The 15,167-nt window shown below is 51.0% G+C and carries 9 protein-coding genes; all 9 read left to right on the forward strand.

The window, feature by feature from the left end; translation table 11 throughout:
• Positions 1 to 495 precede the first annotated feature (495 nt).
• The 9 genes from KXG62_RS25395 (at position 496) to KXG62_RS25435 (ending at position 15,027) form a co-directional block, all read left to right on the forward strand.
• Positions 496 to 1,740, forward strand: a complete 1,245-nt coding sequence (locus tag KXG62_RS25395) for an MFS transporter (protein WP_218094833.1) — start codon at positions 496 to 498, stop codon at positions 1,738 to 1,740.
• 329 nt (positions 1,741 to 2,069) lie between these two features.
• Positions 2,070 to 3,395 carry an ABC transporter substrate-binding protein gene (locus KXG62_RS25400; protein ID WP_218094834.1) on the forward strand — a complete coding sequence of 442 codons (1,326 nt, stop codon included), beginning with the start codon at positions 2,070 to 2,072 and terminating at the stop codon, positions 3,393 to 3,395.
• Positions 3,396 to 3,442: 47 nt separating this feature from the next.
• Positions 3,443 to 5,665 carry a tail fiber domain-containing protein gene (locus KXG62_RS25405; RefSeq protein WP_218094835.1) on the forward strand — a complete coding sequence of 741 codons (2,223 nt, stop codon included), beginning with the start codon at positions 3,443 to 3,445 and terminating at the stop codon, positions 5,663 to 5,665.
• A gap of 18 nt (positions 5,666 to 5,683) precedes the next feature.
• Complete coding sequence (locus KXG62_RS25410; protein ID WP_246627641.1) at positions 5,684 to 7,702, forward strand: sialate O-acetylesterase; 2,019 nt, start codon at positions 5,684 to 5,686, stop codon at positions 7,700 to 7,702.
• Between the two features lie 236 nt (positions 7,703 to 7,938).
• Entirely contained in the window at positions 7,939 to 9,555 is a 1,617-nt protein-coding gene (locus tag KXG62_RS25415; protein ID WP_218094837.1) for a plastocyanin/azurin family copper-binding protein, read from the forward strand.
• A 197-nt stretch (positions 9,556 to 9,752) separates the two neighbouring features.
• A complete protein-coding gene (locus KXG62_RS25420) occupies positions 9,753 to 10,328 on the forward strand; it encodes an RNA polymerase sigma factor (RefSeq protein WP_218094838.1) in 576 nt (191 codons plus the stop codon).
• Positions 10,325 to 11,239: an anti-sigma factor gene (locus KXG62_RS25425; RefSeq protein ID WP_218094839.1), complete on the forward strand. Its 915-nt coding sequence runs from the start codon at positions 10,325 to 10,327 to the stop codon at positions 11,237 to 11,239. Before KXG62_RS25420 ends, KXG62_RS25425 begins: the two co-directional genes overlap by 4 nt.
• Positions 11,240 to 11,705: 466 nt before the next feature.
• The gene (locus tag KXG62_RS25430; protein WP_218094840.1) at positions 11,706 to 13,001 is read left to right on the forward strand and encodes an ABC transporter substrate-binding protein; all 1,296 of its coding nucleotides are present in this window, start codon (positions 11,706 to 11,708) and stop codon (positions 12,999 to 13,001) included.
• Between the two features lie 355 nt (positions 13,002 to 13,356).
• A complete protein-coding gene (locus tag KXG62_RS25435) occupies positions 13,357 to 15,027 on the forward strand; it encodes an endonuclease/exonuclease/phosphatase family protein (RefSeq protein WP_218094841.1) in 1,671 nt (556 codons plus the stop codon).
• Positions 15,028 to 15,167: the final 140 nt, after the last annotated feature.

Here is a 15,167-nt window from a genome sequence, read left to right on the forward strand (position 1 = left end):
TTTAAAATTTCCAGTACAATCTGAGCCTTCTCTTCGGGTGTAAATCTCCGTCTAGTAGATGACATACAACTAAAGAACTCCTTTTTTGCTGTCTAGATTCTATGTAGCATTATAAAATAATTCTTAGCTCTGAGCATTCTGAATATAAATGGATGCATTTATCGGAATTAAGTGAGGTTCATCGATTACGGGCGTTAGACGCTATGGAATATGAAGGACAAGTAGCAAGTCGTGTTTTTTAATTGCCGTATAACAGATATACAACGTATTTGCGATTGCACTAAAACCAGCTAATAGTTTGTCAACAAATAGCAGACCGCCGCGGCAGTCTGCTTTTTCATTGAAGTAACTGGCATGTTAGTTAAAATATGAGGGTGGTGAATTACAATCTTCTGTAACAATACAAGAAACAATATGCTTCAAAATTATAATATGATATTAGTGTGTAAGTGTTTTCATAGTGATGTGATACGGTGCTCAGAACGGGGGATTGAAGTGAAACTCACCGACCATAAGGATTATATACGATTCTGGGTTGCCTCGACAACTTCGGACTTTGGCACCTATATTACCACGCTCGCTCTCCAAGTTCTGGTGGTGGTTAACCTAAATGGCAACACAGTCGATGTGGGAAGGATTAATTCGTCTAGGTGGTTGCCGTACGTGTTGCTTGGATTAGTGGCGGGTGTACTTCTTGATCGTGTTAGTCGCCGGCCTGTTTTGGTAGTGACCGATATTGGCCGTGGTGTGCTGCTTGCAATGATCTGCTTAATGACGGCATTCCATTTAATCAATATAGGCTGGCTGATTATCATCATGATGCTTTTTGGGGCTATGTCGTTATTCAATGATGCTGCGTACCAGTCCTTCGTGCCTCAATTAGTGCCGAGAGGATTGTTGACGCGGGCTAATGCACGATTGGAACAGAGCGCAGCCGTGGCCCAAACCAGTGGCCCAGCTATCGCAGGTACATTAGTCTCTTTCATTGGTGCTCCGTTCGCGATCTTGATCGATGCGGTTTCTTATGTGTTTTCGGGACTGGTAATGGCTTCTATTAAGCATCAGCACATACGGGAAAAAGCATCGGACGAACGCCTGAGTGAACAAATAAAGGAAGGTTTGCGTTGGGTGTACCGGCACCGCTACCTTGGCACTTTGGCATTAAATACACACGCTTGGTTCTTATTCAACTGCATGATAAACACAGTGTTCGTAACCTTCGCCCTCACCGAGCTAGGTTTCAATACATCGACCCTGGGTCTGGTGATGACATTAGCCGGTATCGGTGCTGTAATTGGCACTACGTTTTCTACCCGTGCTGCCCAGCGCTTTGGAATTGGACGAAGCATGGCTTTTTCGCGCATCCTGTACTGCCCAGCGGGCATATTAATGGTTCTTGCACCATCAGCTAACCATGGTGTTCTTCTGACCGTCACATTACTCATGATCGGGTTCGGCCAATTCCTTTACGGTTTTGCTTTAGGAATTGAGGGCCCCCTTGAAATGGGATATCAACAATCTATCACACCAGCGCGTTTACAAGGGCGTATGAATGCCACTAAGCGGTCAATCAACCGAAGCATGATCGTCATTGGAGCACCTTTAGGTGGAATAATTGCCGACGTGTTTGGATTCCGCACGGCGTTGTGGGTTGCCATTGCTGGGCTGGCTGTTGTCGGAGTTTGGTTCACTCTTTCACCAATGCGCGACGCTCAAATTGACGAAAATGTCTCTTCATGATGGTGGATCGAGTCTTTCCACAGTTCACCTCATTGGTTACGCTAACGGGAACGTTAGTTGAATGACAACAAACAGCGGCAGTCTAAGACTTTATTTTCAACGGACATTGAAGCACCATGTTTCTGTCGCAGTGTCATGACACAGGTATATGTGCATAATCGCGAAGGATTTGATGTGTCGGTTCCGCTACAACTGAAAAAATGGTTGTAATCAAGAGGGACGTAGTTTAAAATAAATATTAAAGAACATTGTTCTATATTAAAGAACATTAATTGGTCGCAGCTTACTTTCGACCATCGAGTATGATTAAACAAACGGGGGACTATTCTATGCGCAATAAAATAACAGCGGTTACATTTACAGCGGGGATGGCTTTACTGCTGGCGTCCGGCTGCTCGAATTCTGGCGGCGGGACGAATTTGAACCAGGACAATGCTCCTGATACGTCGAGTAAGACCGGGCAGGAAACTAACGTCAAGCGCCCGGACGAGATTTTGATCCTGGCCGACATGCCTTCAGGAGATTTTGAAAGCAGATATGTCGCGGTACTGAGCAAAAAATACCCAGGGCTTAAAATTACCCAGTTAACGACCAGCAAGGAGGTGACTCTCGCCAATTTAGTTACCGCGACGCCGTTTGATTTAATCGATTACTCGATTACGAATTTGGAGACCATTATCGATTTGGGAATACCCGTAAATCTGGATCCGTTCGTTCAAAAATTTAAATCCGATTTGAATCGTTTCGAGCCGTCTGTGTTGAAAGATGTTCGTTCCTACTCCAATAAGGGCGAGCTGCTCTTAATGCCGTATCTCACGTCTCCGTTTGTCCTGCACTATAATAAGGACATCTTTGACAAATTCGGAGTCGAATATCCGAAGGCCGGCAGCACCTGGGAAGATCTGATCGAGCTGTCCAAAAAAGTTTCCAGAACATCTGACGGTGTCGAATACCGGGGGCTTGTAGCAGGAACCTCGGTCAATCGGATCCAAACACAGCTTTCATTGCCGTTTGTAGATGCTGCAACCAGAAAATCGGCCGTGGGTGGCAACCCGGGCTGGCAGCGTTTATATCAAACGTTTCAGAGCATTTACAGCGTTCCCGGCAACCTTCCGGAGAAAGCTCAATATAGCGACGGCGCAACAGCGTTTATACAAACAAAAACATTGGCCATGTATCCGAATTTATTTGGCCTCGGAACTTTGCAGGCGATCGAGGGCGGCATTCGCGTAGGCATCACCACCTTTCCTGTATTTAAGGACATCCAGAATTCGAGCACCGGTTTGTTTGCTTCAGGTTTGGCCGTATCCACCACTTCCAAAAATCAGGATTTTGCGTTTCAGGTCGCCGATTATTTCTCGTCGGAGGAGGCGCAGCTGCAGCTGGCTAAAACCGGCGTCGTTACGCCGCTCAAGAGCGAGGCTGTCCGCAGCAAGCTGTTCGAGGGGCACCCGGCGGTGAAGGATCTAGATCTGAGCGTCATTTACAAACTGCGAAATGCCGACCCTTACGCGAAAACGACATGGGACAAGAAGGCGCTCACAATCGTGCAAAGATATATGCAGGATTTTGTTAGCGGCAAAGCTGACATGAATACTACGACAAGAAAAGTCGACGAAGAAATCAACAAGATGGTTCAGGAAAATATGAGATAGATAGCATGATTGTTCACCTATTCTTATAAAGTCGGGAGGCTAGGGCAATGGATAAAGGTCGCAGAGAATTGATAAAATCATTGGGTGCTACAGGCGTTTTGGCTGTTTCGGCGGGGTTGATTCCCGTTTTATCCACTACAGAAGCCGCAGGAAACAGTCCGCACGATAAAATCGGCGAACTGTCCGATCTGAAAACAAAAGACAAATCGAGCCTCGTAAGCAGTGTCAATGAGACGTGCGACAACATGGACGGCAGGGGAATCAATATTAAGTATCCTCCCGCCCCTTTGGTCGGCGCGAAGGTGGATGGAGTTACCGACGATACGCTGGCGATTCGGGCAATCCTTGCTTATGCAGAGCAAATGAACGCCAATCTTTTCATTCCCGGCATATCCGTCATTACGGGCGAGGTGGAAATCAAGAAAACGATGGTCGTTCAAGGCATAGGGCCGGGACGGGGATATACGAGCGCGGGAATCAAGGATTATGTCCAAAGGAGCGGCTTCCTCGTGAAAGGCGTGGGCGTCAAGCGAATCCGCACCCGCAGACTGCACCGATCCAGCGCTGCGGAACCGCAGGACGCGGCTTTGTCCGTAGCGATTAACGTACAGGCGGAAAATGTCGTATTCAAAGATTTTTGCGTTTTCCTCGACTTCGATCGGCAGAACAATTCACCGAATCATTACGGCGCGGATTGGGATGTAGGTATTTTCGTCGGGTGCCGCACGCATTTCAAGCTCGAAAACATTCATGTGATGGGCTATTGGCGAGAAGCGAGCTATTACTACGACGTAACCCACGCAACTAACCTGCAACGCTTCCAAGATCTGAACGGCAATCCTTACGATAATACATTCAATGTGAGCGGCGGCGATGGCTGCACGATGTTCAAGTGTATGGCCTGGGGCGGAAAATGGGGCATATTTGTTGCCGGTGCGATCAAGAGCGCAACCAATCCCAATTATTACGACGGATTATCGGGAGCGGTCGTGCCTGACTATCGGGGATCGTTCGGCTTCTCGGACTTTACTACATACTCCTGCTCCATTTATGGCACAGATCATCATTCCTTGTATAGAAGAAACAAGGCTACGGGCGATTACTTGAACGATCAGGCGGGAGGCGCCATGTATGTGGACGGTGCGGCGGCGAACGCAACAGATGCGGTGTGGGGGCACCGGCACGTTTCCACCCGCTTCGCTTCATTCGAGCCTTATCGCGTCAGGCTGGACCGGGCGGCCAGAGTCCAGTTTTACGGCTGTCATATCGAGTACCGTTCGGGAAGCAACCGCAAAAATCAGGATGGCACGGCCGTGCTGTTCGAGAATACCGATACATATGGCTTTATCTCCGGTACGGCCAACACGGATCATGTCGTGCTGGTCGGGTATCCAGGAGGGGTGATCGAGCCTGCCTTTATGCCGGCAAGTGTCAGGATCCATAATCTGTTTCCGTCGGGAACGACAAAGGGAAGCTCCACAACGGATTCGTTGACAGCGAAAGGCTTTTATGCCACCAGCGGCGAACTCGACCTGCGCTCTGCAGGGGCGGCCGATCCGATCCGGTTTCGATTCGGAAGCGAATCCAAGGTGCAGTTGAACAGTTCGGGTCTACTATTGATGAGCAGCTATACGAATCCCTCGATCTCGGCGGGCACAGGGGAACTGGATCTGCGTTCGGCGAATGGATCGCCGCTTCGATTCCGGCAAGGCAGCAGTTCGTTTGCCATGTTCGATGCGGCCAGTTGGAGAGCTGCGACCGACAATACGACTTCGCTCGGCAGCAGTGGAGCCAGATTCACACAATTGTACGCCGCCACCGGCACGATCAACACATCCGACCGCAATGCCAAGCAGCAAATCAAGCCGATCGATGACATCGTATTGGATGCTTGGTCGGAAGTGAATTATTCTCGATTCAAGTTTAACGACGCCGTCGATGAGAAAGGCGATAAAGCGCGGACCCACTTCGGCATCATCGCCCAGGGGATCGAGGAAGCGTTTGCCCGACACGGACTCAATGCATTCGAGTACGGGATTCTCGGATATGACAAGTGGGATGCGATCGAAGAGGAAGAAGAGGTGGCCGAAGCGGTCGTTGACAAAGAAACGGGCGAGACATGTACGACATACAGGAAGACGGGCAGGAAAAAGCGGATTCGCGAAGCCGGGGGCATGTACAGCATACGCCCCGACGAATGTTTAATGCTGGAAGCGGCATTGATGCGCAGAGAGCTGCGGAGACTGAAAGGCGATTCGGTTAAAGCGTAGGGAGGATGTAGATTGGTTATGAATCTTTGCAGCATGGATGACAGAGATGGCAAGCCGGTATGGTCGTTGATCAAGCCTTACGGCTCGAAAATGGATATTGTCGGAGAGCGGGGTCTGCTGTTCTCCGGCCAAACCGGACCTGCTTACGCCGGCCTGCTGTGCGGCGAGAGCATGAAAGAGGACGATTTCGTTTTCGAGACCTCCTTTCAAATCGACCGGCTGGGCGCAGTGTTAAAGCCGATGGTCATGATCATCCCGCGCACGATGAATTTTGAGCAAATGCATCATTACGCCATCCAGTATGTGCTCGATAAAGGCAGGCTCAAGTGGCGGCTGATCAATTCGGCCGCCCCCGCCGCCTTCAACAACGCCGCAGGAGCCGGACGCGAGATCCCTTACCTGCTGAGATGGGGGCAGACCTACACGGCGAGCATCCTGATTCGGAATACGGCGGAGACCCATGTTCATATTCAATTTTACCTGGATGACCCGGAAAACCCGGAAACAGGGAAGAAGCCGCTCATTGACTTCATCGATCGATCCCCTTACCGCATTTTGAGAAATCGCGATGTCGGACCGCAGGTCGGAGCATCCGGATCTCCGGATGTTCAGCCTTCCGTTTTGTTCAGCGGAATGAGGCTGCTGACGTTGGAACAATGGGACCGTCTGAAAAGCAAGCCGTCGATACGGCCTCAAGATGCTATCGCTACCAATTCTGTGAGAGCTGTCGCACGGGACAACGAGAACGCGGAGAAGCTGGCTTTACCGACGCTATTTTCGGATCACATGGTGCTGCAGCGAAGAAAGAGCATCCCGGTATGGGGGAAAGGCAAGGAAGGGGAACGGGTGTTCGTTAGTTTTGCGGGGCAGACTGCGGAGACGACTGTGCATAACGGAAAGTGGCTGCTGAAGCTCGATCCGGTCGAGGCCGGAGGACCCTATGAAATGACCGTGCACAGCAAGGAGGAACAGATTACGCTGCGTGACGTGCTGGTCGGAGAGGTTTGGGTGCTGAGCGGCCAATCCAACATGGAGTTTTCGATGAAGCGCGTAGGCGATCCGGCGGATGTCGTTCAGGCGAATTATCCGCGCATTCGGTTATTCACTTCCAGGCTCAATATGTTCGAAGCGCCCCAATGGGATATTGCAGGCGGCGCTTGGACAGCCGCTACGCCCGAAATGGTGTCGGAGTTTCCGGCGGCAGGCTTTTATTTTGGCCTAGAGCTGCATCAAAAGCACCATGTGCCGATCGGACTCATAGCGACCGCCGTCGGCGGAACCGACATTCTCATGTGGATGAGCGGAGAGCTTGTCAAGGAGCTGAGCCTCATCTCGCCGGTTCACCGCCAGCGCCCGAATTATCTTTACAATGCACGCATTGCGCCGCTTCAGCCATTTGCCATTGCGGGAGTTGCCTGGTGGCAGGGTGAACATAACGCATCGAATAAAGACAAACATTACAGCCTGCTGTTTTCCTCGATGATCAACGACTGGAGGAAGAGATGGGGGCAGGGTGACTTCCCATTTCTGTATGTGCAGCTTTCGAGCTATAATGACGTCGACTTTCCTGCTTTACGGGATGAACAATTGATGACGTTGACCCTGACGAAAAATACGGGCATGGCGGTGACGATGGATAACGGGGAAATAACGGATATTCATCCGCGCAATAAAAAGGAGGCAGGGTACCGCTTGTCTCTGATGGCCGATGCGCTCGCGTATGGCAAGCCCGTCGAATATATGGGGCCGATATATAAAGACATGGTGATTAAAGGAAACCGTGCGTTCATCCGATTCGAGCATATCGGCAGCGGCCTTATGGTTAAAGGAGAAAAGTTGAAGGGTTTTACGATCAGCGGGTCCGATCATGCTTTTGTCGATGCGGATGTATGGATAGAAGGCGACGAGGTTGTCGTTTTTCACGAAACGATTACGGACCCGGTCGCGGTTCGCTATGCTTACGAAGGTTATCCGGAGGCCAATCTTTTCAACAGGGAAGGGCTTCCCGCGAGCCCGTTTCGAACGGACCGGTCATGAGGTGCCGCCGCCGCTCACATTGATTTGGTGTACTTCAGCAAAAATGTTCAGCCCCCGGCGCCGAGAGCTCCCGGCCTGCGTCAACATGAGCCAAATTTTCGACAATATGTTCATCCCCATACCTCCGTAAAATATTTTCTCATCGCATCGAACCGATCGCATCGTTTCTTCGTTTACTTCGGTGTAAGCAGTTTTCACCGGAAAGCCGTATAAACGAATAAGGAGGATTCGACGCGATGAAGAAGCAAAATAAAATGGCGGTCGCGCTAATGGCCGGTGCAATGATGATGTCGTCCGGTTTGCATGTTTTTGCCGCCGATGCGCCTGTTCCGACCGATGTTAGGACGGACGCGCAGGCAGCGGCAGAGCTCGGAGTACTGCAGGGTGACGGAAGCGGGGTTACCCCGGCCTACTTGGCCAAACCGACGACGCGCATCCAGGCGGCGATATTGTTTTTGCGAATGAAAGGTCTGGAACAAACGGCGCTCGCTTATAAGGGGGCGGATAATTTTGCCGATGCCGGTACGGTTGGAGACGGCAACAAAGCCGTTATGTCGTACTTGAAGGCGAACCCGAATTTAGGCTGGAACGGAACGGGCGACGGTAAATTCGATCCGCTCTCCGGCATAACCGCGCAGCAGTATTATAAAGTGCTGCTGGAGACGCTAGGCTACAAGCAGGATACCGATTTTACGTATAACGATGTCATTACATACGCGAAAAACCGGGGGCTCTCTCAAATTTCCGGTGCGGGGGCGTTGAGAAACGGCCACATCGCTACAGCGGCTTTGGAAGCATTGAAAGCGAAAGTGAATGGCGGAAGCAAGACGCTTGCGGATACGCTCGCCGAGCAAAAAGTCATCGACGGGAGCAAATTGGCGCTGGGTTCGTACGCCCGTATTCAAATCGTGAAGGATGAAACGCTCGGTTCGTATTTGACCGATGAGACGGGCAAGACGCTGTACTATTTTACAAAAGACAGTACGGATATGAGTACGTGCAAAGACCAATGTGTCGCCAATTGGCCGATTTATTATGCCGATCACATCCTGGTTTCAGGCGAGCTGAACGGCGCCGATTTCAAAACGATCGTTAGGGAAGACGGCAAAAAACAGACGTCCTACAAAGGAATGCCGCTGTATTATTACGCCAAGGACGAGAAGAGTGGAGATGTCAAAGGGCAGGGGCTCAATAATGTCTGGTATGTCGCGAACTTCTCGCCGGTATCCGTATCCCCGCAGGAAAAACTCGGTCATATTTTGGTCGATGCGAACGGAAAAACATTGTATTTATTTACAAAAGACGGCATGGATAAAAGCGCATGCTATGGGATGTGCGAAACGAACTGGCCTGTTTTTTATACCGATCACATCGCTTCCGGAACCGGTGTGAAGTCCGAAGATTTCGGCACGATTGTCCGTGAAGACGGCACGAAGCAAACGACTTATCAAGGAATGCCGTTATACTACTTTGCAAAAGATGAAAAAGCCGGTGACGTCAAAGGGCAAGGCGTTAACGACGTGTGGTATGTTATCGATCCTACTGCTTCCGGGAAGCAGGCGGAACAGCCGAAAGCGTCCGGAGGTAAAGCGTACGCGATGGATATCGCCGGATTTGCCTTCGCTCAGCCGGAAATAACGATAGAAGCCGGTTCGAGCATTACGTTCACCAACAAAGACGCCGTGAAGCATAACGTCGTATCCGATGCGACGACGGACGGCAAACCGCTGTTCGAAACGCCGTTGCTTGGAAAAGGCGAGACGTTTACGCTGACATTCGCCCAACCGGGTGAATATACGTATTACTGTGCACCGCATAAAAGTATGATGAAGGGCAAAATCATCGTAAAATAAGGCTGCATCCGCGTTCCGAACTCATCACGAGTCCGGCATTCCCGAAGCATATTTTTCCGGGAATGCCGGTTTTCTTTTTACGGTCAACATATTGCAAAACAAGCCGGGATATAGGAAGATCGTTATACCGGATCGTGTTTTGTACAGCTTGAGTTTATTCTAAAAGGGTCGTTGATCGACGCGGGGAGTGCCTAATCGTGCAACAATTTTCCGATGAACAGTTGATGCGAATGATAATGGAAAAGCAAAGCGCGGCGCTCGAGGAAATGTACGACCGCTACGCGAAGCTCGTTTATTCGTTCGCGATGAAAGCAAACAAAGATACGCAATTTGCCAAAGAGGTCGTTCAGCTCGTATTTACGCGCCTGTGGACGACGTCCAAAGGGTACGATCCGCAAAAGGGACAGTTCGTCAATTGGCTGCTGACGGTGACGAGGAACGTATCGATTGATCAGCTGCGCAAATTGAAAAAACAGGCTGCCATTGTGCCTTATGAGCCATCGGATTGGGAACGGCTGCCTGACGATCCGCACGGGCACCCCGAGGAAATCATATCCCGCAAATGGCGGAAGCAGCATATCGAGCAAGCTTACCGGCATTTGTCGGACAGCCAGGTGCGTCTGATTCAAGCGTTATATTGGGAAGGCTACACGCTTAGCGAAATTGCGGAGCGAAGCGGCGAGCCGCTTGGCACGGTGAAAAGCAGACTGCATCAGACGTTGAAAGTATTACGGAAGCATCTCGGTTCAGCTAGAGGGGAGGGGTTCGAATGAACGAGGAGCGCAATCGCTGCGAGCAGTTGATTTCGTTTTTTTTGGGTGAGATGACGGAGGAGGAGCGGTCGGCGTTTGAAGAACATATCTCAGATTGTTCCGTTTGCCGGGAAGAACTGAAGCAGCTGCAGGAAGCGTGGAATGCCCTGCCTTATTCGATGGATCCATACGAACCTCCGGCAGAACTGAAAGCCGAGGTGCTAGGAGCGATATTCGAAGACTCGGAAGGGACGCCGCATATATCGGACGGACTACCGCAAATATCAGATCAGGGGCTCGAATTGGTGCAGAAGTACGAGCATTCAGAGGAACGATTTGAAGCTGCGCCGCCAAACGAACTGGCGCGACAACAATTAGCGGGACACTCCGAACGGCCGGAAACGCAGCCAGTACCTGCGGTACGGATTGAACCTGTCGTGAAGCGTCCCGAATCGATGCTGGAGCGGGTCAGGCGCCGATCTGCTCGCTACAATGTGGCGGTTGTACTGTTGATATTGCTTCTGGGGTACGCCGGTTGGCAGCAGCTTTCGCAGTGGCAGCAAGCATCGCGGATACAGCCCGATATGCGATCGCCGGCCCAGGTACTTGGTGCGTACGATTTGAAACCGTTCGATCCGTCCATGCCTGCAGCGCGCGGGCAAGCGTGGCTGACGAAGCAGGGCGGCACAATGCTGCTTGTGCTGCAGACGAGCGGCCTGCCCGAACTGCAAGATGAGCAAGCCTATCAGGTATGGCTTGTGAAGAACGGCGATCGCGTCAACGGCGGCACGTTCCGGGTCGATGCGCAGGGTAACGGGGTACTGACGTACAAAATCGATGAATCCCAGCGGTCATTCGATACGATTGGGATTACGCTCGAACCGGATCCGACAGGAACGAAGCCGAGGGGCAAAAAGGTGCTCGGCACATAACGTATATCATGGTTACTATAGATTTTAGTCCTCCGCCGGCTTAAGCTGGCGGATTTTTTGTTTTCGGGCGAAACGGGAGGAGATTTTTTTCAAATGGAGTTGGCTTGCTTATAGTGTCATATACACTACGTAATAGCGATCCTCACATGGACAGTAAAAAAACATAAATTTCTGCAATAAAACTAGATAGTCATTCAAATTGCTCATCCCTTATAGTGTAGATGAAAACTGAAAACACTTGGCAGACATTCACGAGATGGTATACGAAGAAAAGACTTACAGAATTCAGATTTCTCAGCATATTTGGTCATGAATCCGGGGGTGGAAGATTGCAACGAAGAGTGGGCGGTCGTCAAGTGGTGTACATCTGGCGTGTCAAACAGCTTTGCCGGTTATACGTTCACTTGGGTGCCTGATTGAAGGTACATTCGAAATTAGTGAAAAACAAAAAGAGGAGTGAAGTCGATTGAAACGTTGGTTAACACTTGGGTTGGCGGCTCTAGCCGGGATATCGCTTGTAACTGGCTGCAATAATAAGACATTGGACACGGGAACGGCGTCGGAGAAACACGACCCTGTCACACTACGGTTAGGCATGTTTGCTGGCAAGCTTTCGGATGAAGAATTCAACCAGTATATCGTGGAACCGGTCAAAAAGAAGTATCCGTGGATTACGATCGAGCGTGAATTATTCGAGAAGGGACGCAGCTTGGCTCAGCTTGTTGCATCGGGCGAGACACCGGATATCGTATGGCATAATAATATCGGCAGTTCGCTCGGTGATTATATCGAATTGGGACTTGCAACACCGCTTACAGAATTGATCCAGAAATACAAGTTCGATTTAAACCGGATTGAACCAGAATCGCTCGATGCAGTCAAAGCGGCTACCCGCAGGGATGACTTGATCGGATTACCGTATACACGGCATTTTAGCGTGATGTTCTATAACAAAGATTTATTTGACCGGTTCGGCGTCCCTTATCCGACGGATAATATGACTTGGGATCAGGCGTACGAGCTGTCTAAAAAGGTGACCAAATTAGAAAACGGCATTCAATATCGCGGGTTGGAACCTAATGTTCCGGAACGTCCCTCTTCCCAATTATCGCTGCCGTATGTCGATTCAAAAACGTTGAAGTCGCAGCTCCAGACAGATCAATGGAAAAAAGTTATGGAATTCTTAACGAAAGTGCACAAAATCCCTGGAAACGAGCGGATTGCTTATCACACGGTAGCCGATAAGCTGTTTCTGGAGGGAAAGTTAGCGATGGAGCCGACGATCAACATCTTATACGAGGCGAACTTTAAAGACTTTCCCGATTTGAAATGGGACTGGGTATCCTACCCGACATGGCCTGAGGCGTCAGGGTTGGGCATGAGAATCGACGCGCATGTTCTCACATTGACCAGTACGAGTAAACATAAAGAAGACGGTTTCCTTGTCTTATCGACGATCCTTTCCGATGAGGTGCAGATGAACCTTTCCCGGCAAGGAAGAATTCCAATATTGAAGGATCAAAAAATTCGCGACAGTTTCGGAGCCGATCTCGCCTACCTGAAAGGGAAAAATATTCAGGCGGTCTTTAAAACGAAGCCGGCCAAATCATTTGTCCCCACCAGATACGATTCGCTCGGTATGGCTGCGATCAAAACAGCACTGGACGACGTAATCAAAAAAGGCAAGGACATTAACACCGTCCTAAGAGAAGCGGATGAAAAAGTGAACAAGCAAATTCAGGAGGCACAAGTGGGGAAATAATGTGTCCCGCTGTCAAAGCCATGTCATACCGAAGAAGTTGAAGGAGAAGACCATGAACAAGATCGTTATGACGTTGCTTCTAGTAACGTTGATCCTGTTAGTTTCGGCTTGCTTGAACAGTTCAAATTCAAGTCAAAAACGCCAAGTACAACCGGAACCTGACAAACCGGTCGAAAGCATTGCTCCTGCCGAAATCAGCAGCAGACGTGAAGCCTCTGATCCCCCAATCACATTCGCTTTGACCAAAAACGCGGACAACGTTCCTTCGCAGCAGTACGATATTCGGCTAATATGCGACGGACAGTCCGAAGCGCAAGTGCAATTAGACCAATCGCGTCGTACGGCGGTTACTGCGTTGCACGAAGCAACGGGCAAAACCTGCACGATTCAGTGGTCAACGTCGCTGCAGCCTGACAGCGTTCAAGAGTTAGCGTTTACAGTCCGGGCGGGGGAGTACATCTGGGCGCGACAGACGCTGTACTCCCGTGACGGCCAGGCGGAATCGAGGCCGTTCGTGTTGCCGCAGCAACCGGTCCAGATAGACATCGAGACCGCGTCGCTGTCGGCCGCTCAGGCCGGTACGCCGCTAAGGTTGATGTCGTTTAACATCTATGGGGGCGGTACACTTGACCGAAACGAAGTCGGTGCGCAAAACCTTAGAGAGTTAATCGAGTACGTATCTGTGCAAGATCCTGACGTTCTGTTCCTGGTGGAAGCATACGGCTCGGGGCAACAGATCGTCGACGGCTTGAATGCAAGAAGGGCTGGAGATGCCGCTTATACCGGCGTACAGATTACCAAGGAGACTGGACAGGCGGCGGACAGGGACAATCTATGGCTAATAAGCAAGCTAGAGGTCGAGAAGGTGTATCCGCGCACGAGCGACAAAGTGCTGACGTCGTTCAATTTTGGCGGCGCCAGACTCCGATTGCCCGACGGCAGGCACATCAACGCGTTCACGGCGTGGCTGTATCATGCCGACTACGCTTGGGGGCTTAACCACCAGTCCGCCATTGAGTCCGCATTGGGGGTTAAACGGACGTATACGGACCGGCAGGTTATCGCTACCGATGAGATACGCCGAGTAGGGATGGCAAAAGTATTGCTTCAGAAGCAATTACCAGGCTATATCGAAAACGATGACGCCCCCGTATTTATCGGAGGCGATTTCAACACCCAGTCGCACCAGGACTGGACCAAGCAGTTTGCCGCTGCACCGGGACATGGCGGACTTACGCTATCGTGGTCCACGTTGAAGCTGTTCGATGAGGCCGGGTTCATCGATACGTATCGCTACGCGAACCCGGACGCAGGTCAGTATCCGGGCCGGACATGGAGCCCCATCAGCGGGTTCGGATATGCCCCTGGACGCATCGACTACATTCTCGCTCGAGGAAAGGGGGTAAGAGTTGTTTCCTCACACACGGACGTCCGTCGTCTTGAGCGACATCAGGGAACGGACTTGAACCGGCTCTTCCCGTTCTACTCCGATCATGGAGCCGTCATTTCTGACGTATTGATCCAAGGTGCCGGTACCGGGACGACCCGAACGCCTACCTTCGATGAACCTGATAACCAGAATACGGCCTGGCCGGCTCCTCCGGCAGGTAAGCCGGTACCGCCCAAGGAACTGACGGCCTCTGCCTCCACGGAGAAGCCGGGTGCGGGTGAGGCTTCCTTTGCCGTCGACGGCAATCCGCAGACCATGTGGCACTCGATGTATCCCGACATCCCGCCGCAGCCGCACGAGATCACCGTGGATATGGGTCGAGTCAGGCAGCTATCAGCCGTACGATTTCAGCCGAAAATGGTTTGGAACATGAACGGAACCCCGCTCGAAGGCGTCGTCCAGGTGAGTGAAGACGGCACGACATTCCAAGACGTTGAGCACGTGATTTGGGCGCGGACCTCGACTCCCAAAGATGTCGACCTTCACGGTATCCGTGCCCGTTATTTGCGCCTTCGCGTAGAGTACAGCATGGGCGGCGCGTCCTCACTCGCCGAGATTACGCCATATGAGGAATAAAGCTGACTCTATACCGGTTGGTAAAAATACTCTTCGCCAGTCAGCGCCGCTCTGGCTGTTTCAGGTACAGAACCAGTGATAAATGTTGTCGTGCACCACATGCTTAAAAATGAACCCGTCGGAATAAAGTTCTTGTCTTT

Source organism: Paenibacillus solanacearum (assembly GCF_910593845.1).
GTDB lineage: Bacteria > Bacillota > Bacilli > Paenibacillales > NBRC-103111 > Paenibacillus_G > Paenibacillus_G solanacearum.

Coding starts and splice junctions, on each gene's coding strand:
- KXG62_RS25425 (WP_218094839.1), top strand. CDS start 10,325: ATGAACGAGGAGCGCAATCGCTGCGAGCAGTTGATTTCGTTTTTTTTG.
- KXG62_RS25410 (WP_246627641.1), top strand. CDS start 5,684: ATGAATCTTTGCAGCATGGATGACAGAGATGGCAAGCCGGTATGGTCG.
- KXG62_RS25415 (WP_218094837.1), top strand. CDS start 7,939: ATGAAGAAGCAAAATAAAATGGCGGTCGCGCTAATGGCCGGTGCAATG.
- KXG62_RS25400 (WP_218094834.1), top strand. CDS start 2,070: ATGCGCAATAAAATAACAGCGGTTACATTTACAGCGGGGATGGCTTTA.
- KXG62_RS25405 (WP_218094835.1), top strand. CDS start 3,443: ATGGATAAAGGTCGCAGAGAATTGATAAAATCATTGGGTGCTACAGGC.